The sequence below is a fragment of the Acetobacteraceae bacterium genome (assembly GCA_004843165.1).
Lineage (GTDB): Bacteria > Pseudomonadota > Alphaproteobacteria > Acetobacterales > Acetobacteraceae.
This window is the reverse complement of record CP039459.1, coordinates 978,245-1,001,233: the sequence shown is the minus strand read 5'-3', so window position 1 is coordinate 1,001,233 and position 22,989 is coordinate 978,245. Positions and strand designations below refer to the sequence as shown.

The following is a 22,989-nucleotide window of genomic DNA, read 5'->3' as shown; positions in this document are numbered from 1 at the left end:
CCATAAAAGGCACGTTTCACATTTGGCAGGCAGCGGTTTAAATCTGAAAACATCGCCATGTAAGCATTAAGGTACAAAATTATCGCTAAAATAGAAAACGATAGGGATCGTATTGTTCCTCTTTAGGAGGTGTAAAAACCTGTACTTAAGTACGCGTGTGATTTTTGGGGTTATGAAGAATCTAAGGTTATTTTATTCATCTTAGGAAGGCTTTAGAAAAAGTTAGCCCCATATTTTTAGGAATGGCAAGATAAAGTACCTCTAAATTGTCTAAGTATTTATCATTTTTTAGGGTTGACGTGTTTTTTTTGACGTCGGTTGTGCCCAAGCTCAGAAAATTTGGATAAATTGCCATTCTTCCGAGAAAACTCCCTCTGTTATAGATTCGTCCAAAGATTCGTCCCAGAGTCTTCCACAAAGTTATCCACAGGTTTCTTCTTTCTTTGGGATCAAAGAAAAAGGATAAAGAGAGGCAGAAAAGATTTTCGACATTTTTTAATATAAAAATGCAAAAGAACTTTTGTAAGCCGTCTAAATTTTAAGAAGGAATCCCCATCCCTAATAAAGCCTTTCCGAAGACTTTCAGAAATTAAACATATTGCATGAGAAAATTTTAGCAAGACGTATTTTTCTTTTGCGCATTTTGTATGCTTTTAAAAAAGCTAGTTTTCTGCGGTTTTTTTATTTTGTTGAAATTTTTTTAAAACTGTTACTTTTTTTCAATAAGCCCAGAGATTCAAGGAGTCTAATATGTCACATTTCTGTAAAAGAAAATTTTCTAATTTTTTTTTACTTTTTGTGCCTTGACGCTTTTTCCCATTTTTTACTTGTGCCCAAGCTCAGTGATTTTTAATTATTTTAACTTTTCTAGAGGAATCTCCTCTTTCTAAAGATTTGTCCAAAGATTCGTCCCAGAGTCTTCCACAAAGTTATCCACAGGTTTGCCGGGGACGGAAAAATCGCTGTCGTTTAGGGTTTTCGGGGGTTTTAAGAGAATCGGGAAAAAATATCAGAGATTCCAGAGCAATTTTATCTACATCCCTTTTCTTTTTTGTGCGCATTCTTAAAGTCCGGACTCTCTTAAAAGAGAATGTGGCAGGTAATGCTTAAAATTTACGCCTCAGAAAGATTTTAGGCTGCCAGAGAGAGACTGACAGCCTAAGTTTTAATTTTCTTTATGTGCGTCAAAAAAACATAACATGAGGCTATGTGTTGTTAAAAAGCAAAATTAAATTTTTCTTAATGTTTTAATTGTCTGAAGGCAGGCAAGCATGGCTTCACGTCCTTTATTTGATTCATCCTTTGCGGAACGAACCAAAGCTTCTTTTTGTGAATAGACTGTTAAGATCCCAAAAGAAGCAGGAATACCCGTTTCAAGCTGTACCGCCATCATGCCACGGGCAGCTTCGCCTGAAATATATTCAAAATGTGCTGTGTCTCCTTTAATCACACAGCCAAGGGCGACAACACCTTCATATTTTCCGGATTTGGCGAGAGCTCTGGCAATTAAAGGCAATTCAAATGCACCAGGTGCTTTGAAAAGTTCTGCATTGGGAAGGTTATTCTCTTTTAAAAGGGCTTGAGCTCCTTCCAAAAGGCCATTGGTGACTTCTTCATTAAACTGGCTGACAATGACGGCAATTTTTGGGGCATTTGTAAATTTTGGAACCATATTGGTTGAGACAGGACGTAAACTCATAAAAAATCTTTCATTAAAGGATGTCGAGGGTTGAGGGCGATGCGTTTTTGGGAAGCTCTAGGGCGTGGCCGAGACGCTTTTTCTTTGTTTCTAAGTAAAAGCGATTAAATTCCTGTGTTGGGAGCTCAAGTCTTTCCTGCGATTCAATTTTTAAGCCGGCTTTTTCTAAAGCAGCGATTTTCCGTGGATTGTTGGTCATAAGACGAACAGATTTTGCGCCAAGTGTTTTTAAAATTTCGATACCTTGGGAAAAATCTCGCAGGTCAGCCGGATAGCCCAGCGCCTCATTGGCCGCAACGGTATCTAGTCCCTTATCTTGCAGCGCATAGGCTTTAATTTTTGCCTCTAGACCAATCCCTCTTCCTTCATGATCTCGAAGATAGATGAGGGCACCTGATGGTGCTGCTTTAATCCGGCGTAGGGCTTCTTGCAGTTGTGGGCCGCAGTCACAGCGCAGGGAACCGAGAGCATCCCCTGTTAAGCAAGCAGAATGCAGGCGCACGAGCGGCGTACCTTCACTGAGATCGCCTTTAACAAGGGCAATCTGTTCTATTTCTTTGTTTGGGTTTAAGCTGTTTGGAAAACGGAAAACATGAATTTTGAGATCTGATCCAGCGTAAAGATCCGGCATTTCTGCAGAAGCCGTGCAGATGCAACTGGAAGGGATTTCTTCTTGTTCACTTTCGAAATTTTCCAGTGCTTGTGTGCCGTGTTCGGAAATCCACGTTATTAAGTTTTTAATCGAAATCATGGGGAAATGGTGGCGCTGTGCATATTCTTTGAGTTCTGCGCCTCGCATCATTGTGCCATCCTTTGCCATGATTTCACAGATCACCGCACCTTCACCAAGCCCTGCAAGTTTTACGAGATCAAGCGCCCCTTCGGTATGGCCATTGCGTCCTAAAACGCCTTTGGGATGTGCCCTTAAAGGAAAAATATGTCCAGGACTGACGATTTCTTCAGGCTTTGCATCAGGAGAAGCTGCAACACGGATCGTGTGGGAACGATCAAAGGCGGAAATCCCTGTTGTCACACCGCTTGCTGCTTCAATACTGACAGTAAAAGGCGTTTCATGCTGACTTTTATTTTCTAAAGTCATCGGCGGTAATTTAAGTCGATCAATTTGATTGGGAGAGAGGGAGAGGCAAATAAGACCGCAAGCTTGGCGTGTCATAAAGTTAATGGCTTGTGGTGTTGCAAATTGCGCCGCAATGACAAGATCGCCCTCATTTTCCCGATCTTCATCATCGGTCATGATGACCATTTTTCTAGTTTTAATGGCCTGAACCGCGCGATAAATCTCTTCTTTGAGATTTGAAAGTTTTTTTTTGGATGGGTTTTGTGTTGTGCTGCACATTTTAAAATCTTCTTTATTGGGCATGACGTTCCGGTGGAAAAAGCAGCATTGTTTCCACATAACGGCCGATAATGTCGGTTTCGACATTCATTTCATCAAAAATTTTCAACATATGAAAAGCGGTATGTTCCCATGTATGGGGGACAAGCATAATGGAGAGGTAAAATCCCTCTTGGTTTTTATAGGTTTGGCGATCTTCTATCTGGTTAATCGTAAGACTGACGCCATCAAGGCAAACAGAACCTTTTGGCACAAAATAACGGCGAAGATCTTGAGGGATAAAGAGCTTAATCTCATGAGCCTCGTTGATTTTCGACATATGGATAAGCGTTGCTTTGCCATCGACATGGCCTTGAACGATATGACCTGAGAGGCGGGCATTAACAGCCAAAGCCCGTTCAAGATTAACTTTGGAATCTGTTGTTAAGCGCCCTAAGGAAGAGCGGTCAAGTGTTTCTGAACTGAGAAAGAAAGTCGCCTTTCCTGTTTCGTTTCGGGTTTCCACTGTCAGGCAGACCCCGTTAACAGCAACGCTTTCTCCTTCTTCTAAATCCGTCATACCTGTTTGCAGGGTAAGGCGTAAGGCTGTTGCGTCTTTTTCTACTTTCTCAACGTGACCAATATGGGTGATAATACCTGAGAACATTTTAATTTCTTCTTATAAATTTAGAAAAGATATTTTTAAGGCGGAGGAAGCCTTCCTTTTTTTCGTGGCGAAAATGTGCGGATTTAAAAACTTCTGGGCAAATGGTTAAGGATTTTTGCTTGATAAGCGGTAAATGTTTGGGCCAGTCAGGGCTATATTTCTCCAGAAGCAAGAGGGGAGAGGGGGAGCCACTTTGCTTTTCCCATTCCAAATAATCTACTTTTGACCCTTTATGAATTTTTAAAGCTTCATCAACAAAACCTAAATCTTTAAAAGCTTGTAAAAGTTGGGGGCCAGCTTCGATAAGCGCCATTTCAACGCCTGCTTTTGCAAGAGCTTCAACAGCTTCTTCAGGAGTTGCAACATGCAGGAAATGGAAACCTGCTTTTTCACGTTCTTCAACCCATGTAACGGGAATTGGTTGTTGCCCGCAGGCGATAATCCAGCGTTCAGGGCTATTTTCAAACTCAGTAACATGGCGAATAGTGAAAAGCGGCTGATCTGCTAAAATCGTCCCCCTACCTGTAATGATTCCACCGCAGGAGCGGCGTAGGAGATGCGCAATTTCTAAAGAAGCTTTTGAAGTGAAGGTTTTTGTGCCTTTCGGTGGAATCATGCTGCCTTCTTCATCCAGAGCCTGCTTGAGAATAATCCAAGGTCTTTTTTTGGAGAGGCGTGTGGAAAAGGGCGTAATGAGTGCTTGGCAATCTTCAATGAGGTCTTGAAAATCAGGGTCTTTGCTTTCCCAAAGACGAAAAACTTTTTTTCCTGCCTGTTCGAGATGTTCGGTACCACCGGAGGCTGTTGCATTCGGGTCTGTCGCGCCAATCCAAATTTCAGGAATATCTGTTTTTAAAAGCGCCTCAACACAGGGCGGTGTTTTTCCATGATGATTGCAGGGCTCCAACGTCACGAGAAGAGAGGCCGCTTTTTCTTTTAACCCCCAGCGATTAAGTGTTTCGAGAGCAAGGATTTCGGCATGTGCGTCACCGGCACTACAGTGCGCTGCAAGAGAGAGAATGTTGCCTTCTTTGTCTAAAATCGCACAACCAACAGGGGGATTAGGCCATGTTGCGCCAAATCTTCTCGTTGCCATGCGGATGGCTTGGCGAAAAGCGCGTTTTAATTTTTTCTTTGCGTTTAGATCCTCTAAAGAGGTCGGCGCATTGCCTGAATTTTGCTCTATCAAAATAACGCCTTTCTTTATAACCCTTAAAATAATCTAACTTTTCAAGGGGGAAAAAGAAGGGCGAAACAGAAAACCCATAACCTTTGCCTGCATAAAGACAGAGATCATGTGCCTAATGTTTCGCGATATTCTCTCTCTTCCGGACTATGACCGTCGGCGCTGGAATCACACCAGCTCTGCTTGACCTGTTTATCGCTAGATGTTGATAAACAGCGCTCGCGGGCTTTGGAAAAGAGGGAGGTCTTTGCCATTACCGCCGGTAGGGAATTTCACCCCGCCCCGAGAATGCCGCCTGATTGCATTTCTGCCACATATCTAACAAGAAAATACCCCTTAAATGCAAGTGATTTTTTTAGGGTTTTTTCAGGATGCGCTTCTAATTTTTGTTAAATGTTAGGCTAGGCACGGCGCTGGTTAATTTTTGCTGTTTTTCGGCAAGAAGAATCTCTTCCATTTTTTGGATAATTTCTTTACCAGTTTCGACAAAATTCTGACGATTATAGGTCATTTTAATCCAAGAATGGGCATTCTGACCTTTTTTACGTATAAGATCAGGTGTTTTTAAATAAAAATGAATGGCTTCAGCTAATAAGGCAGGCGACGTTTTTGAAAGTAGCGTGCCATTTCGTCCACCATTCAAAGCCCGGTTCATTTCTGGAAAGGGTGAGGTAATGACAGGCATGCCGGCAGTCATGGCTTCATAGAGGTGAAGGGGCTCTTCCAATGTGTAAGCGGGTTGCACCAAAATATCCGCATGAAGATAAAAAGTGGTTAAATTTCCCTGAATTTCTTCTATATGGAGATCTCTTAATTTGGCAAGATTTCGGGAGTATCGGCCTGAAAGTCCCGGTTTTTTAAGGGTTCTGCGATAGTTTGATGCGGCGGGATCATAGGCAATTAAAAGAGAAATTTCTTGAGAAAGATTAGGGTGATTTTTTTTGAGTAAAGAGAGCGCTTTAATAAGGCAGGTTTTGCTTTTCTTATTGTGATCCGAAGCTAGAAAGCCCAAGCGCAGCGCTTCTGTACCACGCCAATACTCTCTTTTTTCAGCAGACCAAAGCAAAGTTCTTGGGGGCTGATATGTTGGCCATGTGAAAATATTATCACTTGGAATTTTTATCTTTTTTTGCAGATAGAGGCGTGTTGCCGAAGAGTCAGCAATCCAAAAACGGCTGAAACGCTGTCTGGTTTGAAAGAATTTTTCATCATCGGTACCGTGTTTCCAGCTGACAACAGGAATATTAAGAAAATGCCCTGAGATTTGCCCTGCTATGGTTGCCATTTTCTGAGAGGTTATTAAGAAATCCGGTGGATTACGGCGTAAAATTCCTGTGACAGCATTACAGCAGGCGAATAGATTTTTTTTGGTCTCAAATAAATGTTTGCAATAAATATTTGTCAAACCTTCAAGGAGTGACGTGCGCAATTCATGAGGTAAATAATCAGATGGTGGCGAAAGGATATAAAGAGAGATCTCATGACCAAGTTCATAAAAGATTTTGCAAATGGCTGGCAACGCACGAATAGCCTCGCTATCTTCGAGAGAAGAAATGAGATAGTGAATTTTCATTGCAATAAAGAACCGCCCACAAATATTTTCATCAAGATAAAACTTGGAAAATAATAGATTTTCCAAAATATAATGCTATTTTTCCTAAAATCAGACTTTTATCTTTAGCATGATTGTAGGAAAAAAATGCAATTAAATTTCTGGGAGGAAATATCATTTTTAGTCGTGGTGGGCACACAAGGGTTCGAACCTTGGACCCGCTGATTAAGAGTCAGCTGCTCTACCAACTGAGCTATGTGCCCACGCAGCTTGAGAGCAGATTTTTTGGCGGGGGTGGGGGAAATGCCAAAAAATCTCCCTCAAGCTTCTTTTATTTTAGCAGATATTTTTTAAGTTGCAACTTAATATAAAAATTTTTGATCTGTAAAATACAAATCATTAAAAGTTAAAAACAAAAAGATTACCAGTTACTGCCCTTTTTTGAGTTCTAACGATTTTACTTTTCTTTTTCTAAAATGAGTGGAAACTTTCTTTAAAGACGATTCGCTCTCTTTTAAGGGGGGTGGGGATAAGTCTTTACTTGGCGATATTGTCATCAGATCGTGCAGATTGTACGCAGCAAAGGACTTGACGATGCAGAAGATATCGCACGGCGTTTTATTTAAAAAATATTATCTGAATAGGTCCAGGTTTTCAGGAGAAGATTTGGCCTTATTTTTCGTAGCTTTTATTTGTCGATTGAGAGAGGGGGGAAGATCTTTTTGCATTTCCTGCCTCATCCATTTGAGAAGTAAGGCGATAATCTGTTTCTGTTCTTTTGCAGAAAGCTCTCTATTTTTAGGAATGTGATACCATTTATAGAGACAGCCACGACAACAGCAGGCACAAGCATGCTGGGCAATAAAAACGGGATGACCTTTTAAGGGTGTTTGTTTCCCATCATTGGGAATAAAGGCCGGTGCAAGGCGTTCTTGAATAAAAGCAGCCGCATGCTCTTGGAGGCGGGCAGGACCTTTTTCTTCTGCATATTCTCTTAGAATTCTGCTGAGATGAAAGCTTGCTCTGAATTTTGATTTTTTCAAACGATCCAGAGCTGTTTCAAAAAGCTTCTCACTATCTCTCAAGAGAGGTGTCTTCCCTTTATTTTTTGCGTTGGCCTGTTTTTTCTTTGCTTTGGCAAGGTCTGGCGTTGCACTGGGTTTGTCGGACTTTGTGCTGTTTTTTAGGGCTTTTGAAATAAAGGATTCTGGTTTTTTGCCGGCTGCCATTGTTTTTCTCCAATGTCGAGAAGGGGCGGGCGAGATGCCTTCCGTCTTCTTACACGACATGGGGTGCAGGAATCTGCTTACAAGAGGTCTTGAAAACGAATTTTCTAAGATCGTTTCGAATTTGTTACGTGTAAAGGGCCTGCTACGATCTGGCAGCTTTGCGTGGGCTATATAACATAATAGATTCTAAGGTCTGAAAACCTCTATTTTCCGAGTTGTTTCAGAAGGGCATCGAGCTGTTCTTGATTTTTCCAAGAAAGTTTAAGCGTGCCGCCTTTAGAGCCTTCTTGTTTAAGCTGGACGCTCGCTTTCAGACCAAACCTGTCCAGTCCGAGCCCTTTTTCAAGAGAATTGGCGAGTTTCGCTGCACGCTGTTTCAGATCAGCTTGTCGGATTGAGGTGTTTTCTAGTTTTTTTGTCTCTGAAGGGAAATTGCCTTTTGCGGCAAGCTCTTCTGTTTGGCGTACATTTAAATGTAAGGAAAGCACTTGTTTTAGTGCTGCATCAGGGCGTGTACAGCCGAGAAGGGCGACACCATGCCCTTGGCTAATCGTTCCGTCTCTCAGAGCCTGTTTTACAGCCTCCGGTAATGAAAGAAGGCGTAGATTATTCGCAATGCGGGAGCGCGATTTGCCAACAGCTTGGGCAATTTGAGCTTGGCTCATTTTGCAGGTTTCACGCATCCGCTCTAAACCCTCAGCCTCTTCAATTGGATTAAGATTGGACCTTTGAAGATTTTCAACCAAGGCAGCGGCAAGCGCTTCTTTTTCGCCCATTTGGCGGATATGCGCCGGAATGGTTTTTAGGCCTGCTTTTTGCGAGGCTCTAAAACGCCTTTCTCCGGCAATAAGTTGAAAAAAACCAGCTTTTTCCGGGTGTGGACGGGCAAGAACGGGCTGAAGAACGCCATTTTCTTTAATGGAATCTGAAAGTTTTTGGAGCTCACCTTCTGCCATGATTTTTCGGGGCTGAAAGGGGCCGGGGATGATTTTTTCGAGAGCAATATCTGGGATATGATGTTTGTTTCCGCTGTTATCGCCTAAGAGCATTGAAAGGCCACGTCCTAATCTGGACGGTGGCGCACTGGTAACAGGGCGATTGGCATTTGGAGCATGCGAGAGAGCCGCTGGATTTGCTTTTGTCATTTTACGCAGATGTTTTGCAGGAACGTCATTGAAATCTGTAATATTATTGTTCTTTTTTTTCTTGCTCATGGCAAATCATCCTCTTTTACACGGGCAATGAGTTCTGCTGCAAGACGGCGATAAGCACCGGCGCCGGTGCTTGATGAATCATGAAGCGTGACAGGTGTCCCATGACTTTGTGCCTCTGAAATACGGACATTTCGAGGGACAAGGGTGCGAAATACGAGATTCCCGAAGTTGCTTCTCGTTTCTTCTAAAACTTCTGTTGAGAGGCGGTTTCTTCGATCATACATCGTGAGAAGGATGCCGGCTAAAGCCAATCTAGGATTGATGCTTTGCTGGATGCGATCAATAGAGTGTAGAAGTTGTGCCAAGCCTTCAAGGGCAAAAAATTCACATTGTAAAGGAACAAGCACCCGATCAGAGGCGTTTAACGCATTGACGGTTAAAAGTCCAAGACTTGGGGGGCAATCAATAATAATCGCCCCATAATGTTCCCGGAGAGGCTCCAGCGCATCTTTGAGGCGCGTAAGACGATATTCATCATTGGCCAAGGCCATTTCCGTACCGGCTAAATCATTGCTTGCCGGGAGAATATCGAGATTATAGACAGAGGTAGGCATGGTCAGGTGCTGGGCAGGAATTTCGCCAGCAAGAGCGGCATAAGTCCCTTCATTTCTTGCTTCGTAAGGAATTCCGAGGCCTGTGGAGGCGTTCCCTTGCGGATCAAGATCCACCAAAAGGGTTTTGATATTATTGCCCAAGGCGGCTGCAAGATTGACAGCTGTTGTGGTTTTTCCAACGCCACCTTTTTGGTTGGCGATAGCAATGATGCGGGCATTTTCGGGAAAACCATCTGTAAGCACGTTTCTGTCCTTTTCGTTTTCTAGTTCAGCTTTCCAGCCGATAATCTTTTCTTTGTTGTTGGGCTGTTTTCTCAGCCGTTTTTCCTCTGGAGATGGGTGATTTTAAGAATAACGCCTTCATCCCCTTTTTTTTGAAAGGTTTCAAGCTGAAAATCCCAGTCTTTATAAGAATTTTTAATTTCATCAGCCGCATTTCGTCCCTTGAAGAAAAGACACGTGCCGCCTTCCTCTAAAAAAGGTGCTGCCCACTCTAATAATCGTGGGAGCGGGGCGAGGGCTCTTGCCGTAACAACAGGGGCCGGCGGTGCCTTGACCTCTTCAAGACGGCTAGGAACAATTTTCGTCTTTGCGCCGCAGAGGCGAGAGGCTTCCCGGAGAAAAGCACATTTACGTTGGTCAGATTCAATCATTGTCACCGGATTGTCATTTGCAATGGCAATGATAACACCAGGGAAGCCGCCACCAGAGCCAAGGTCATTCACAGCGACGTTTTTAGGAATAAGCGGAACAATTCGCAAACTATCTTTGATATGACGTTCCCAGAGATGTTCGACATCTTTATGGGAAACAAGATTGATTTTCTTGTTCCATTCCTGCGTAATTTCTTCAAACTGCTTTAAGCGTTGTTTGGTTCCGATAGAAAGTTCAAAATCAGGCAAAGCATGTATTGTTTCACGTGGAACACATGTTTCAGTCAAAGAGGAAGTTTGGGTCATGGGCATCTTTTAGCGTTTTTTTAGAAAAGCGAGAAGGGCTAAAAGTGCTGCAGGGGTAATTCCTTGAATACGGGAGGCCGCAGAAAAGTCACGTGGACGTGCCGCTTCAAGGCGCTCTGTCATTTCATTGCTGAGGCCATTGATTTGCTTATAATCAAAATGTGCGGGAATAAGGATCGAGGATTCCTCTTTTAGACGGGAAATCTCACGTTTTTGACGTTCTAAATAGCCTTCATAAACGGCTTCTGTTTCAAGATGTTGACGTATCCGTGGGGAAAGTTCCGCAAGCCAGGGGCAGAGCGGAATAAGCGTTTCAACCTTTCGGGCACTGGCAATTGTCGCAAATACGGTTCGACCCTGCCCATCGTCTCGAATTTTAAGGGAATGATCTTTTAAATCTTGTGGGGCGATACGTTCTTTTTTTGCACGTTCAAGAGTGGTTTCGATGTCGTGAGAGATGGCCTCAAATGCCGTTTGACGCTCTGATCCAACACAGCCAATTTTAATGCCTTTGGGTGTAAGGCGTAAATCAGCATTATCAGCTCTCAGAGCAAGGCGGTATTCTGCACGTGAGGTGAGCATACGGTAAGGCTCGCTGACTCCTTGCAAGGTGAGATCGTCCAGCATCACACCGATATAAGATTCTTCACGCCCAAAACGGATAGGGGCTTTTCCCTGAGTTTTACTTGCGGCATTCAATCCGGCAACAAGTCCTTGCGCCCCAGCTTCTTCATAACCTGTTGATCCGTTAATTTGACCGGCGCAATAAAGACCTGAAATTTTTTCAACTTCAAGCCAAGGTGTTAATTGGCGAGGGTCGGTGAAATCATATTCCACCGCATAGCCTGGCTGAACAATTTCTGCATTTTCCAGTCCGGGAATGGCAGAAATCATTTCTTCCTGCACATCAAGCGGCAGTGAGGTACTAATCCCATTGGGATAAATTAAATTACCACCTTCATTTTCAGGAAGTGCTTCAGGCTCTAAAAAAATACGGTGTTCATCACGTTCTGCGAAACGAAGGACTTTATCTTCAATCGAGGGGCAGTAGCGAGGGCCTCTACCTTCAATATCGCCACTAAAAAGAGGTGAGCGAGCGAGATTCTGCCGGATAATATCGTGCATTTCCTTTGTCGTCCGAGTCATACGGCAGGAAAGGGTTGGATTGACGGCTTTAGTCGTTAAAAAACTGAAAAATTCAGGTGTTTCATCGCTTGGATCCTCCGGAAGATTTTCCCAGTCAATGGAGCTTTTGGCAAGGCGCGCAGGTGTTCCTGTTTTTAAGCGTCCCAGTTCAAGGCCAATTTCTTGAAGCTGTTGTCCAAGCTTTTGGGCGGGGCGTTCAATGATAGATTCTTTTCCTAATCTTCCAGCCCCTTTTGTTGTCGAGCCGATAAAGATTTTGGCTCGTAAAAAAGTCCCTGTAGCGAGAATAACGGTTTTTGCTTGAATTTCAGTGCCTTCTTCGAGTTGAACACCTTGGATCTGATCCTCTTTTAGAAGAAGAGAACTAACCATTCCTTCCAAAATTTCCAGATTTTTTTGCGCTGAGATCAAGCGTTTCATAGCTTGTTGATAAAGCCCACGATCCATTTGCGCTCTTGGACCTTGTACTGCAGCACCTTTGGAGCGGTTTAAAAGTTTAAAATGGATAGCACCTTCGTCTGCGGCTCGCCCCATCAGTCCGTCCAGCGCATCAATTTCACGGACCAAATGTCCCTTGCCGATGCCACCAATGGCGGGATTGCAGGACATCACGCCGATATCGCTAAGACGTGCCGTAATGAGGAGTGTTTGCGCTCCCATGCGGGCGGAAGCGGCCGCAGCCTCTGTTCCAGCATGACCTGCGCCGATAACAATGACATCCCAATTTTTTAAGAGGTCAGGGGATTTTTGTGTTTTGAAAGGCGAGGAATTCATAGGAAAATCAAACGAGTCACGAGAACGTTTAGGACAGCGCACCGAGAAAAAAGAAGCTTAAAAGGGTGGCAAATGTCAGGAGTGAGAAAAGAAAGAGTGTAATCGTTCCAATAGTGGCAAAAAGCACATTTGTTTTTTGGACATTATCCCATGCGAGAAGCACAAAGGCGATGATACCAAAGAGAATGAGCAAAATGCCGGAAAGAAGATCTTTATGAGGCCAGGTGAGAAAGAGTGCGAGATCAACACCGGTGGCCAGCACAAAAAGGGAGAGCAGAGCAAAAATATAGGATTTAAAGGTTAGGATTTTTGTATAAAATTTTTGGTGGCATCGGTCGTTAAATGAAATCACGACATTATTGATGAGGTAGAGAATAAGACCCGCAAAGAGGGTAATCGCCAGAACGATAAGGGCTGTCATAAGGGTATCTTTTTTACGCTAGGAGATGGGTTTTCTTTATTTATAGGGTTTGTTTAGGGTAAAACAAGCTTTCATTGCGAAATGAAAGCGCAAGATGCGCTTTATACGGGTTTAGATTGTTCTGCCTTGGCACCACGATCGACCCAAACTTGTAACAGGTCAAGAACTTGCTGTGCATTCATTTTGCGGGCATCCCCCAATGCGATGAGGGCATCTGTATTTAGAAGTTTTTTGTCTGGCGTTAAGGCTAAAACGGTTGGAATAGCCTGAATATTTACGCCCAAATCTTGTGCAATCTTCATATTTTCATTGTCGAGATGATCGACATTAGCACTGGCGAAAACAAAATGTTGCTTTATAAATTTTGCGATTTCCGGATTTTCAAAAATGCCTGCCAGAACACGGCAGTCCGGGCACCAGTTTGCCCCAAAATCTAAGAGAACAAGACGCTTGCTTTTTTGCGCTTCTGTAAAAGCCTTTTCAATTTCGTTGGGGGCTTTTGTTGCCTCGCCATAAGGATGCTGGACGGCTGTAAAATCTGTGTTCTTAAGGGGTGGGGCTTTGCTCGCCTGCGCTGATGAAGAGGCAAAAAAACTAAGAGAAACAATAGAAAGAAAAAATGTCGCAGAGAATGAGCGCATAAAATTATCTTAAAAATTAGAGAGTAAAGGGAGGAATATTTTTATAAAAATAGCATGTTTTGAGTAGGAATAAAATTCCAGAGAGTGGCTTTAATCCTTCTTTATTTTTAATGATTTGCTTTAAAGAAGACTTCTTTTGATTTTTTGAGGTCAGGAAGGGTTTAAATTTTTACGAAACAATTTGCTCTGCTCTCATAATATTAAAATAATTGCTGTTTTCCCCTATTCTTCTGATTATTTTTTCACCTATCTGAAAAATTTCTGCCGAGATGCCAACGCAAAATAGGATCAAGATAAAAATTTCTTTTGGAAAGAACAGATAAGGATTCTCTGATTTTCAAGAAGATAAAATGTGTCGAACAAAACACAATTCACGGGGTATTTTTTTAGAAACTTGTGTTGTCGTGTTTAAATGCAGAATGCTGAAAGTTCGTTATTTTCCGAGAAATTAAGGATTATGCAGATTTCTCCATTTCACGAAGTGGAGAAGATAGAAATAGAGAGGTGCGTGCGCATTATCATGAGGAAAGCAAATAAATTGAGGCATCCGTTTTGCGGGGGCTCTGGCTTTGTACGGTCTGCAATAACAATTCAGTCCGGTGATTTAGATTTTTGCATTTATAAAAAAAATTCGAAAATTGTTCAGCGTAATGTTGATAATGTTACGGATGTGAGCGATGGGCATCCGATTTTTTTGAATGCTTCCGTAGGAAGCGGCAACAGCACTGGAAAAGATTCGGGTCAGTTTGGTAGGCCTAGAACATGGCATATTACCGCCTCTTATTATTTTTAGGGGAGCAAAGATGAAAGTTTTAATCGTGCTGATGGCGGTCACGCTGCTGCAATGTTCTCTCATTGGTATGGTGATGCCAGTTTTACCCCTTTTTATTGATAAAAATCTTCATGATAGTGTCGGGCTGGCTGGTGCTGTTAATTCCATCCAGTTTATTGTGATGATGTTTTCCCGTTTTTATGCTGGGCGTATTTCAGATTCGAGTGGTCCGCATCGTGCCATGAGTTTTGGCGCTTTTAGTGCCGCTGCTGCTGGCATTTTTTATATTTTTGCCTGTTTTCTTGTAAAACTACCTTCTCTTTCCATTATTTTTCTTGCATTTGGATGTGCGCTTCAAGGATGGGCGCAAAGTATGCTGGTTACAGGTGCTGTGACTGGCGGCGTTGAAGTTGTCGAAAAGGTAAAAAGCCCTGAGACTCCAAGAGATTTTTCTTTAGAAAAAATGCCAAAAGCCAAACGTCGGCATGGGGCAGGTGCTGCAATTGGCTGGATAGGGCTTTGTGTTTTTGGCGGTTTAATTTTGGGAGCGCCGGCAGGTACATTTTTATATCAGAAACTAAATTTCTTTACGATTGGTGGTATCCTTGCGGTTATTTCATGTGCTTTGGCTTTCTGGTGTTGGAAATCATCCTTTTTAAATCAGCTCTTTTCAGAAACAGAAATTGTGCAAGAACAGGAAAAGATAGCGCAAAGGAAATCCTTGTCGTCAAAAGAAGTTTTGAGAATCGTCTGGTTTCCAGGCTTATGTTTTGGATGCTGCGCCGTGGCACACGGTCTTGTGATGACATATGGTTCTCTTTTATTCACGGAGCATCATTGGACACCTTTATGGCTGCCATTTTCTTTATTCGGCGGTGGATTGATTTTGTCACGGGTTCTGCTAGGGCATCTTCCCGATCTCTGGGGCGGTGAAAAAACAGCTATTTTGTCTGCTCTCTTAGAGGTGGTTGGCTTTTTGCTGATTGGGCTGTTTCCCCATAAAATTTGCGTTTTGACAGGTATTTTTCTTTTGGGATTTGGATTTTCTTTTGCCTTTCCGGCTTTTGCCCTTTTATGTCTGTCGAAAGAACATCCTAAAAGTAAAGGCATTTTGATTGGCGTATGCAATGCTATAGGGGACGGTGTGCGCGGTACCGGGATTTTAGCTTTAGGCGCTTTATCAACGCCTTTCGGATTTAAGGGCGTTTTTCTTGCAGGCTCTTTGGTTGCGGCTCTTGGTGGGATGGGCGCTGTTTTGATAAAGCGGCGCAAGGAAGGAAATTTCTAATAAAGATATATAGCGAAAAGTTTAAAAAAGGAGATGCCTATTTCCCAATACAAAATGCACTAAAGATTTTATCCAAGATTTTTTCAGGATCTAATCTGCCGCCGATCTTCCCCGATAATCTGCCCATCTCTTGCAAAGCAAGGCGCATTTCTTCGGCTCGAAGTTCCATTGGGAGCGCCTCGTCTAAGGCTGCTTCCAAATGGTGAGAAGCTTGGCCCAAGGCATGACGGTGTCGTGGACGGGTAAGCGCGGCCATATTACCGGGTTTTTTACCGCAAAGCTTTAGAATAAGTTCTTCTAGTTTTTCTTTAAGTGGCTTAAGCCCTTCGGGAGATTTGACGCTTAAAGCAATACCATTCTCATTTTTCAGTGCTTTGGAAAGATCGGATTTACTATAGACAGGGATGAGGACAGCTTCTTTTGGAAATTCGGAAAAATCTGGTGCTTTTTCATCAGGGGCAATCAGATAGAGAATAATATCTGCTTGACGGAGCCAGTTTTTCGCACGTTTAACCCCTTCTTGCTCGATTATATCTTCTGTTTCACGTAGACCTGCCGTATCCACAAGGCGTGTTTTAACACCATTTAAAGTCCAATCTAAGGAAATGGCATCACGGGTGGTGCCGGCGATCGGTGCGACAATGGCCGCCTCACGTTCTGCCAAAGCATTTAAAAGACTTGATTTTCCAGCATTGGGCGCACCTGCAAGCACAATGGTAAGGCCTTCTCTGAGAATCTCGCCGGATCGATTTGAAAGATGTGACTGGATTTCGGTAAGAAGCGCCTGAATCTCCTTGATTATTGGATTTTCTCCGATCTCGTTTTCGGTATCTTCAGGAAAATCTGCTTGTGCTTCCAACTGCGCAAGAAGTTGGGTCATCTGGCTTTGCCATTGGTTAGAAAGTCTGCTTAATCCGCCTTCCACTTGCCCAAGTGCTTGGCGGCGTTGTGCTGCACTTTCTGCCTCCACTAAATCACACACAGCCTCTGCCTGTAAAAGATCCATTTTGCCGTTATGGAGGGCTCTTTTTGTAAATTCGCCAGCTTCCGCAGGGCGCGCACCTAATTGGCTTAAGGCTTCTCCCACAGCTTCAATAACGGCAGAAGCGCCATGAAGATGCAATTCAAAACTATCTTCCCCTGTGTAAGAATTTGGGCCGGGCATCCAGAGAATCAAAGCCTGATCTAGCGTTTCCTCTTGGTAGATTAAGGTTCGCAGACTTGCCATACGGGGAGCCGGAAGCTTGCCGGCGATTTTTTCAAGAAGATCGCCGCAATGTTTGCCACTGACTCGCATAACGGCGATTGGTTGGCGTAGGGCACCGCCGCCGCTGGCAAGGGCAAAAATAATTTCTTTGGCGTTTTTTAAAGAGGAGTGGCTATTTATTTCTAAGGACATGAGGCTATTTTAAAGAAAGAGTGAATTTAAAAACAGAGCCTAAGCATAAAGGAAATAAAGATGGGACAGAAATCTTTTCATAGCCCGATTGGGGAAATCACGCTCAGCGCAGATGATTTTGGTGAGGGAATGGGCATTGTTTCCGTTGACGAAGGATGGGGACGAGATCAGGAGACAGGAAATGCTGTTTTAAGCAGGGCAGAAAATGCTTTGCAAGATTATTTTGACGGTAAGTGTAAAGATTTCTCTGACCTTAAGCTTGTGCCTTTTGGAACGGCTTTTCAAAAAAATGTTTGGAAAGAAATTGCCAAGATTCCTTATGGAGAGACAATAACTTACGGTGAGATTGCGGAAAAATTAAAAACATCGCCAAGGGCTGTTGGAAACGCAACGGGGGCTAATCCTTTACCTATTTTAATTCCTTGCCACCGTGTTTTGCCGAAAAATGGTAGGGTTGGGGAATATTCCTTTGGCGGCTCGGAAAATAAAGAATTTCTTTTGAATTTAGAAAAGCATTTCTTGAATCAGTAAAAGTCTCTTTTAAAGGAATAAGAGAAGTGGCATTGGGGCGTATGTCGTATTGTGGAAGTTAAATATTTAACCAGAATATGGCTATCTTTCTTTTTTGCTCATCTTCAAGGAGGGAGATTTTTGTATCGCCCTCGTTGCCACAGAGAAAAGGCTCCTGTTGAAAAGAAGAGAATCTAATGCCTCTTTTCGATTCAAAAATAGCTATTTTAAAGCAAAAAAAACCGGCCTCTAAGAAGCCGGTTTTTGTTTTGAAAAGTTATTTGAATCAGAGCTGATAGGACTTTGCGCCTGTGCCGCTGAGTTCATGTCCTTTAACGATGTAATAATCTTCAGGGATAGGCTTATCCGTGAGAAAATTTTTAAGGATTTCATGCGTGATGGACGTATAACGGGCTTGTGCCGTTAAAGAAGTTCCAGACATGTGCGGTGTCATACCGTTAAAGGGCATTGTCCGCCAAGGATGGTCTGCCGGTGCCGGCTGAGGGAACCAGACATCGCCAGCATAAGCGGCAATTTTGCCTTCTTTTTGCGCTTTTGCTAACGCATCCATATCCACCAATTCACCACGTGAGCAGTTAATCAGGTAAGTGCCACGATTCATCTTGGAGAAGAGTTTCTCGTTAAACAAATGCCGTGTTGCCGGATAAAGCGGTAGGTGCGCACTTATAATATCCACATGCGGTGCCATATCTTCGGGCGTCTTGTGAAAGATCAGGCCATATTCCTTTTCAACGTCTTCTGGCAAGCGGGTTCGTTGGGTGTAATGGAGTTCGCAATCAAAGGCTTTAAGGCGTTTAAGAACAGCGAATCCAATACGTCCGGCACCGACAGCGCCAAAACGCATATTGGCAATATCGTAGCTGCGGGAAACGCAATCGGCGATATTCCAGACCCCATTCACGGCTAAAGCGTGTGATGGCAAGTAGTTCCGAACGAGTGAAAGGGTCATCATGACAATATGTTCGGCCACAGAGATAGAGTTGGAGCCTGTAGCCTCAACGACGGAGACATTTCTTTCCGAAGCGGCTTTGAGATCCACATGGTCAGAACCAATGCCTGCCGTGATCGCAAGTTTAAGATTTTTGGCTTTTTGCAAGCGTTCTTTTGTCAGATAGGCCGGCCAAAAAGGTTGTGAAATGACGATATCCGCTTCTGGCAGATATTTATCGAAATCAGAATTCTTGCCATCTTTATTGGAAATGACGATGAGTTCGTGTCCATTTTCATGGCACCATTTTTCTAGTCCAAGCTTACCGGAAACGCATCCAAGGAGTTGGTTATCCTGCTCTTTCACAAAATGCTTATAGAGTGCTTCTTGATGTTCAAGGAGACTTTCCGTAGGTCGGATTTTCTCTGGCAGATTCAAAAGCTCGTTTGCATAAGGCCCTTTGAGAGAGGGCTGCAGCTCACGGATATATTGCGGTGGATAGCCTGCTTGAGGATCTGGATAGAGAACGCATAATATTTTCGCCATAACTGCATACCTTTTATATTTTGTCGGAAAGTTTTCTTTCCAGTGTCATAGATATTGGTATGCTGGGAATGAAAAAGAAGCGCTTAGATAAAATAAAAGCTTAAGGCATTTTGCCTTAAGCTTTTATTGTGACTTTTTAGGATGAGGAAATACTAATTATTCATCGCTTCGAAAAAATCGGCATTGGATTTGCTGTAGCGTAATTTATCAAGCAGGAAGTCCATGCCTTCTTGTGCTCCCATTGTTGAAAGCAAGCGGCGTAAGACCCACATTTTCGAAAGCTCGGCACGGTCAACGAGAAGTTCTTCCTTACGTGTGCCTGATTTAATAATGTCAATCGCAGGGAAGGTACGTTTATCAGAGAGTTTCCGATCAAGAACAAGTTCGGAGTTGCCCGTTCCTTTAAACTCTTCAAAAATGACCTCATCCATGCGTGAGCCTGTTTCAATTAAAGCGGTGGCAATAATCGTCAATGAGCCGCCGGCTTCGATATTACGTGCTGCACCAAAGAAGCGTTTTGGACGTTGGAGCGCATTGGCATCCACACCCCCTGTTAAAACTTTTCCCGAAGAAGGCACAACCGTATTATAGGCTCTGGCGAGGCGGGTGATGGAATCAAGTAAGATCACAACATCACGGCCATTTTCAACAAGGCGCTTTGCCTTTTCCATGACCATTTCGGCTACTTCAACATGGCGCTTTGCCGGCTCATCAAAGGTGGAGGAAACGACTTCCCCCCGCACGGAGCGTGCCATATCAGTGACTTCTTCAGGACGTTCGTCAATGAGAAGCACGATAAGAGAAACATCGGGATTATTGATCGTGATGGATTGTGCAATAGATTGCAACATCACGGTTTTACCTGTCCGTGGCGGCGCAACAATGAGGGCACGTTGTCCCATACCGATAGGGGCAACAAGGTCAATCACACGGGCTGTATAATCTTTATTGTCTTTTTTACCTTTACCGTTTTTAGAAACGGCGGTGGTTCTTTTTTCTTTTTCTTCAATCAGGGGCACTTCTAATCGAAGCTGCTGGTCAGGATAAAGGGGGGTTAAATTGTCGAAATTAACGCGGTGTCGTGCTTTTTCAGGTTCTGAAAAATTGATGGCTGTAAGTTTTTCAACGCTGAAATAACGTTCGTTTTCTCCAGGGGCTTTAAGTTCACCTTCAATCGTATCACCGGGGCGAAGGCCGAATTTTCTAATCTGCTGAGGAGAGATATAGATATCGTTCGCACCAGGAAGATAGTTGGCTGTGGAGGAGCGTAAAAAACCGAAACCGTCTGGCATGATTTCAAGGGTTCCATCCCCAAAAACGGCCTGCTCATCATCTGCCAAAGCCTTTAAAATAGCGAAGGTAAGATCCTGCTGGCGCAGATTGGAGGCATTTTCAATTTCAAGCTCTTCTGCCATCAAAATGAGTTCAGAGGCTTTCTTTGTCTTCAGTTCAGCAAGATGCATTCGTTTTTCTCAAATTAAAAAATATAGCTCTCATAGAGGATCGGATATGTGACTGTATGGCAGATGATGCGTCATTGGTCAGCAACATAGGCAAAAATATAAGAAAAATTCTGGAAAGATTTAGCAATAAGCAAAGCGAGATTTTTTCGAAAGAATTTGAGCTTTGAAAAATGGCAGTACACTAGGATAGCGCAAGCCAAAGTAACGATCCATCAAGTTTTAGAGCGTGATGTAAAGAAAGAGAGGAAAAAGACTGCCCCCCTCACTGTTTCAAGAGAAATCTCTCTTGTTACAAAAATTGATAAGATATTTTTTGCGGCAGGTCAAATCTTGAAAGAAAGAAATTATAAAATAAATTTTGTCATGAAGGTGGCAAGGGAAGGGTGTGGAAGCGTTTCAAGAACGAAACCAGCACCGAGAATGATAAAAATAATGCCAGCTCCTCGGTCTATGAGGAGTCTTTGACGCCAAAACCATGTTGAGACAATCGGTGCTGCTAAGCAAGCGGCAATCAGTCCCATAATGATAAAGGTTGAGAAGAAAATCATTAAAATCGCACAGAGTCCAAGAAAAGTACTGGCATTAGAAGGAAAGGCGCTGGCAAAGAGCGAAGAGATAAAAACAAGGGTTTTTGGATTTGAAAGATCACATAAAACGCCGGCCCAAAAAACATTACTAAGTCGGAGAACTTCCTTGTTAGAGGTTCCTTGTAATCCTGTATCATGTCCTTGGCCACGCAGAAGCTTGCTTCCAACCCAGATGAGGTAGAGGCCACCGGCCATTTTCATACCAAGAAAAAGATTGGGTTCAAGAACAAAAAGGGCATGAATGCCAAAATAACCAGCAATGCCCCAGACGGTACTTCCAACGGAAACTCCAAGGGAGGCCATAATGCCGGCCATACGTCCCTGCATGGCAGCTGTGCGGGAGACAAAGACAAAGTCTAAGCCTGGGACAAAAACACAGCCAATCCAGAAAATGGTAAAGGGAATAAGAGGGGTTAAAGAGGAAAGCATGACATGGGTGTTCTTAAGTCAGGAAAGAAAAAGAGGTCCTTAACAAAACAGGGAAAAAAGAAAAGCGCAAGGGATAAAAATGTTTTATAATAAGGGGATATTTTATTCTTAAAACTTTAACTTTAAGGTGTGAGAGATGGATCAATTAGTTATCTTAGTAATGGCCTGCGGAATATCCGCACTCGTTGGATGGATTGTTGCCGCAGCAATGTTTGTTCTGTTTTCTCTTGCACCTCAGGGAAAATACCGTCAGCTGCCAATCTTTATTCTATTTGTTTTGCTCGAAGTTGACTGGATTAGTATATGGTTTGCTGCTTTTTGTTTTCTGGGAAGTGCTTCTTCATCAAATATTGCCATTTACATGATTTTTGCGGCATTACTTCTTGGTCTTATTGCCCCGGTTTCTTGGATTGTTTTTGCAAGAGTATCTATTGCACGTGGAAAACTACGCCCTGTTTTGTTCTCCTTGGAGCGGATGTAGCGTTTCTTTTAGGCGCTCCTTATTCTAACATATTAAGGATGATGGCGCACAAGTGAGCGGATGGAATTGAAAATGGCAAAACAGGCAGAGAAAAAATCAAAATTGACACAAAAAATTGATATTATTGTTCCGCCTTTAGGGGAAACAGTTGAAACCGCTCTTCTTGCAAGATGGCTCTTGAAAGAGGGAGAGATCATTGAAGCCGGCGAGCCGATCTTAGAATTGGAAACGGATAAGATCAGTCTTGAGGTTCCAGCACCTGAGCGTGGCATTTTATTCTCCCCCCTCCCCGCAGGCTCCGAAGTGAAATCAGGTCAATCCTTAGGGCAATTAGAAATTTCAAAGGAAAAAAAAGCACCTTCCACATCTCAATTTACGCCTAAACCAACAGAGATTTCTAAAAATGTATCTCAGAAAATCTCTTCGTCCTCAATACCGCCAGAAAGTGAAATCTCTTTACCGAGTGGCGAAGAAAGACGTTTAAAGCTCACGCCGTTACGCCAAGCTGTTGCGCGTAATTTAAAAGAAATTCAAAATCAAGCGGCTGTCTTAACGACATTTACCGAAATTGACATGAGCGAGGTGATTGCGCTCCGTAAGCGTTATCAAAAAGATTTCACAGAAATGCATGGCGGCACCAAACTCGGTTTTATGTCTTTTTTTGCGGGTGCTGTTGCAAGAGCCCTTATCCGTTTTCCTGTGTTAAATGCTTATATTGAGGGCGATGAGGCCGTTTACCGACGCCATGCCAATCTTGGGATTGCCGTGACAACGGATAAAGGGTTAGTCGTGCCGGTTATTCAAGAGGCTGAATCTTTAAGCTTTGCCAATATTGAACAGCAAGTTGCTGATTTTGCAAAAAGAGCCCGTGAGGCACGTTTGCTTCGTGAGGATCTTGCAGGAGCAAGCTTTACGATTACAAATGGCGGGATTTTCGGCTCTCTTTTATCCACCCCCCTGCTAAGTCCAAAACAATCTGGCGTTTTGGGTCTTCATGCGGTCAAAGAACGTCCTGTTGCTGTTGCAGGGCAAGTCGTTATCCGTCCGATGATGTATGCGGCGCTTTCTTATGACCATCGCCTGGTCGATGGAAGGGAGGGGGTAAGTTTTCTGAAAACCGTGAAAGAACTTGTTGAGGACCCGGCCCGTCTTTTGCTCGATGTTTAAGGCATAATGGAGGAAGCGTA

The 22,989-nt window shown here is 43.3% G+C and carries 21 protein-coding genes, 1 tRNA gene and 1 riboswitch; of the genes, 5 read left to right on the top strand and 17 right to left on the bottom strand.

Annotated features, from left to right (window positions below; translation table 11 throughout):
• Positions 1–1,228: 1,228 nt before the first annotated feature.
• From FAI41_05030 to FAI41_04970, 13 genes are all read right to left on the bottom strand, one after another.
• Positions 1,229–1,699, bottom strand: coding sequence for a 6,7-dimethyl-8-ribityllumazine synthase (locus FAI41_05030; GenBank protein QCE33010.1), 471 nt, complete (start codon positions 1,697–1,699; stop codon positions 1,229–1,231).
• Positions 1,700–1,712: 13 nt separating this feature from the next.
• Complete coding sequence (gene ribB / locus FAI41_05025; GenBank protein QCE33789.1) at positions 1,713–3,056, bottom strand: 3,4-dihydroxy-2-butanone-4-phosphate synthase; 1,344 nt, start codon at positions 3,054–3,056, stop codon at positions 1,713–1,715.
• Positions 3,057–3,069: 13 nt separating this feature from the next.
• On the bottom strand, positions 3,070–3,702 hold the full coding sequence (locus FAI41_05020) for a riboflavin synthase (protein QCE33009.1): 633 nt from the start codon (positions 3,700–3,702) through the stop codon (positions 3,070–3,072).
• Position 3,703: 1 nt separating this feature from the next.
• Positions 3,704–4,891, bottom strand: a complete 1,188-nt coding sequence (ribD, locus tag FAI41_05015) for a bifunctional diaminohydroxyphosphoribosylaminopyrimidine deaminase/5-amino-6-(5-phosphoribosylamino)uracil reductase RibD (protein ID QCE33008.1) — start codon at positions 4,889–4,891, stop codon at positions 3,704–3,706.
• A gap of 123 nt (positions 4,892–5,014) precedes the next feature.
• Positions 5,015–5,182, bottom strand: a riboswitch (FMN riboswitch).
• Between the two features lie 85 nt (positions 5,183–5,267).
• Positions 5,268–6,461: a glycosyltransferase family 4 protein gene (locus tag FAI41_05010; GenBank protein QCE33007.1), complete on the bottom strand. Its 1,194-nt coding sequence runs from the start codon at positions 6,459–6,461 to the stop codon at positions 5,268–5,270.
• Positions 6,462–6,627: 166 nt separating this feature from the next.
• A tRNA-Lys gene (locus FAI41_05005) sits at positions 6,628–6,703 on the bottom strand.
• Between the two features lie 369 nt (positions 6,704–7,072).
• A complete protein-coding gene (locus tag FAI41_05000) occupies positions 7,073–7,669 on the bottom strand; it encodes a DUF4186 domain-containing protein (protein ID QCE33006.1) in 597 nt (198 codons plus the stop codon).
• Between the two features lie 203 nt (positions 7,670–7,872).
• Positions 7,873–8,814: a ParB/RepB/Spo0J family partition protein gene (locus FAI41_04995; protein ID QCE33788.1), complete on the bottom strand. Its 942-nt coding sequence runs from the start codon at positions 8,812–8,814 to the stop codon at positions 7,873–7,875.
• A 65-nt stretch (positions 8,815–8,879) separates the two neighbouring features.
• A complete protein-coding gene (locus FAI41_04990) occupies positions 8,880–9,680 on the bottom strand; it encodes a ParA family protein (protein QCE33005.1) in 801 nt (266 codons plus the stop codon).
• Between the two features lie 71 nt (positions 9,681–9,751).
• A complete protein-coding gene (rsmG, locus tag FAI41_04985) occupies positions 9,752–10,396 on the bottom strand; it encodes a 16S rRNA (guanine(527)-N(7))-methyltransferase RsmG (protein ID QCE33004.1) in 645 nt (214 codons plus the stop codon).
• A gap of 9 nt (positions 10,397–10,405) precedes the next feature.
• Complete coding sequence (gene mnmG, locus FAI41_04980) at positions 10,406–12,316, bottom strand: tRNA uridine-5-carboxymethylaminomethyl(34) synthesis enzyme MnmG (GenBank protein QCE33003.1); 1,911 nt, start codon at positions 12,314–12,316, stop codon at positions 10,406–10,408.
• A gap of 28 nt (positions 12,317–12,344) precedes the next feature.
• Positions 12,345–12,737 carry a hypothetical protein gene (locus FAI41_04975; GenBank protein QCE33002.1) on the bottom strand — a complete coding sequence of 131 codons (393 nt, stop codon included), beginning with the start codon at positions 12,735–12,737 and terminating at the stop codon, positions 12,345–12,347.
• A gap of 101 nt (positions 12,738–12,838) precedes the next feature.
• Positions 12,839–13,378: a thioredoxin family protein gene (locus tag FAI41_04970; GenBank protein ID QCE33001.1), complete on the bottom strand. Its 540-nt coding sequence runs from the start codon at positions 13,376–13,378 to the stop codon at positions 12,839–12,841.
• 538 nt (positions 13,379–13,916) lie between these two features.
• Between FAI41_04970 and FAI41_04965 the strand changes: the two genes are divergently transcribed.
• Entirely contained in the window at positions 13,917–14,171 is a 255-nt protein-coding gene (locus FAI41_04965) for a hypothetical protein (GenBank protein ID QCE33000.1), read from the top strand.
• Positions 14,172–14,181: 10 nt separating this feature from the next.
• Complete coding sequence (locus tag FAI41_04960) at positions 14,182–15,438, top strand: MFS transporter (GenBank protein QCE32999.1); 1,257 nt, start codon at positions 14,182–14,184, stop codon at positions 15,436–15,438.
• A gap of 37 nt (positions 15,439–15,475) precedes the next feature.
• On the opposite strand, the gene mnmE is transcribed toward FAI41_04960, so the two are convergent.
• Positions 15,476–16,837 (bottom strand): tRNA uridine-5-carboxymethylaminomethyl(34) synthesis GTPase MnmE, encoded by a 1,362-nt coding sequence (gene mnmE, locus FAI41_04955; protein ID QCE32998.1) that lies wholly within the window; start codon positions 16,835–16,837, stop codon positions 15,476–15,478.
• A gap of 60 nt (positions 16,838–16,897) precedes the next feature.
• Between mnmE and FAI41_04950 the strand changes: the two genes are divergently transcribed.
• Positions 16,898–17,368: a methylated-DNA--[protein]-cysteine S-methyltransferase gene (locus FAI41_04950; GenBank protein ID QCE32997.1), complete on the top strand. Its 471-nt coding sequence runs from the start codon at positions 16,898–16,900 to the stop codon at positions 17,366–17,368.
• Positions 17,369–17,633: 265 nt separating this feature from the next.
• Here the strand turns inward: FAI41_04950 and FAI41_04945 are convergent, their stop codons facing one another.
• The 3 genes from FAI41_04945 to FAI41_04935 all read right to left on the bottom strand — a co-directional run bounded on the left by FAI41_04945 (position 17,634) and on the right by FAI41_04935 (position 21,321).
• Positions 17,634–18,842 carry an NAD-dependent formate dehydrogenase gene (locus FAI41_04945; protein ID QCE32996.1) on the bottom strand — a complete coding sequence of 403 codons (1,209 nt, stop codon included), beginning with the start codon at positions 18,840–18,842 and terminating at the stop codon, positions 17,634–17,636.
• Positions 18,843–18,994: 152 nt separating this feature from the next.
• Positions 18,995–20,305: a transcription termination factor Rho gene (rho, locus tag FAI41_04940; GenBank protein ID QCE32995.1), complete on the bottom strand. Its 1,311-nt coding sequence runs from the start codon at positions 20,303–20,305 to the stop codon at positions 18,995–18,997.
• A gap of 344 nt (positions 20,306–20,649) precedes the next feature.
• Positions 20,650–21,321, bottom strand: a complete 672-nt coding sequence (locus FAI41_04935) for a hypothetical protein (GenBank protein QCE32994.1) — start codon at positions 21,319–21,321, stop codon at positions 20,650–20,652.
• A gap of 136 nt (positions 21,322–21,457) precedes the next feature.
• Here FAI41_04935 and FAI41_04930 point away from each other — a divergent pair, with 136 nt between their 5' ends.
• Together FAI41_04930 and FAI41_04925 are read left to right on the top strand one after the other, a co-directional pair.
• Complete coding sequence (locus FAI41_04930; protein ID QCE32993.1) at positions 21,458–21,802, top strand: hypothetical protein; 345 nt, start codon at positions 21,458–21,460, stop codon at positions 21,800–21,802.
• A gap of 72 nt (positions 21,803–21,874) precedes the next feature.
• On the top strand, positions 21,875–22,969 hold the full coding sequence (locus tag FAI41_04925; protein QCE32992.1) for a dihydrolipoyllysine succinyltransferase: 1,095 nt from the start codon (positions 21,875–21,877) through the stop codon (positions 22,967–22,969).
• Positions 22,970–22,989: the final 20 nt, after the last annotated feature.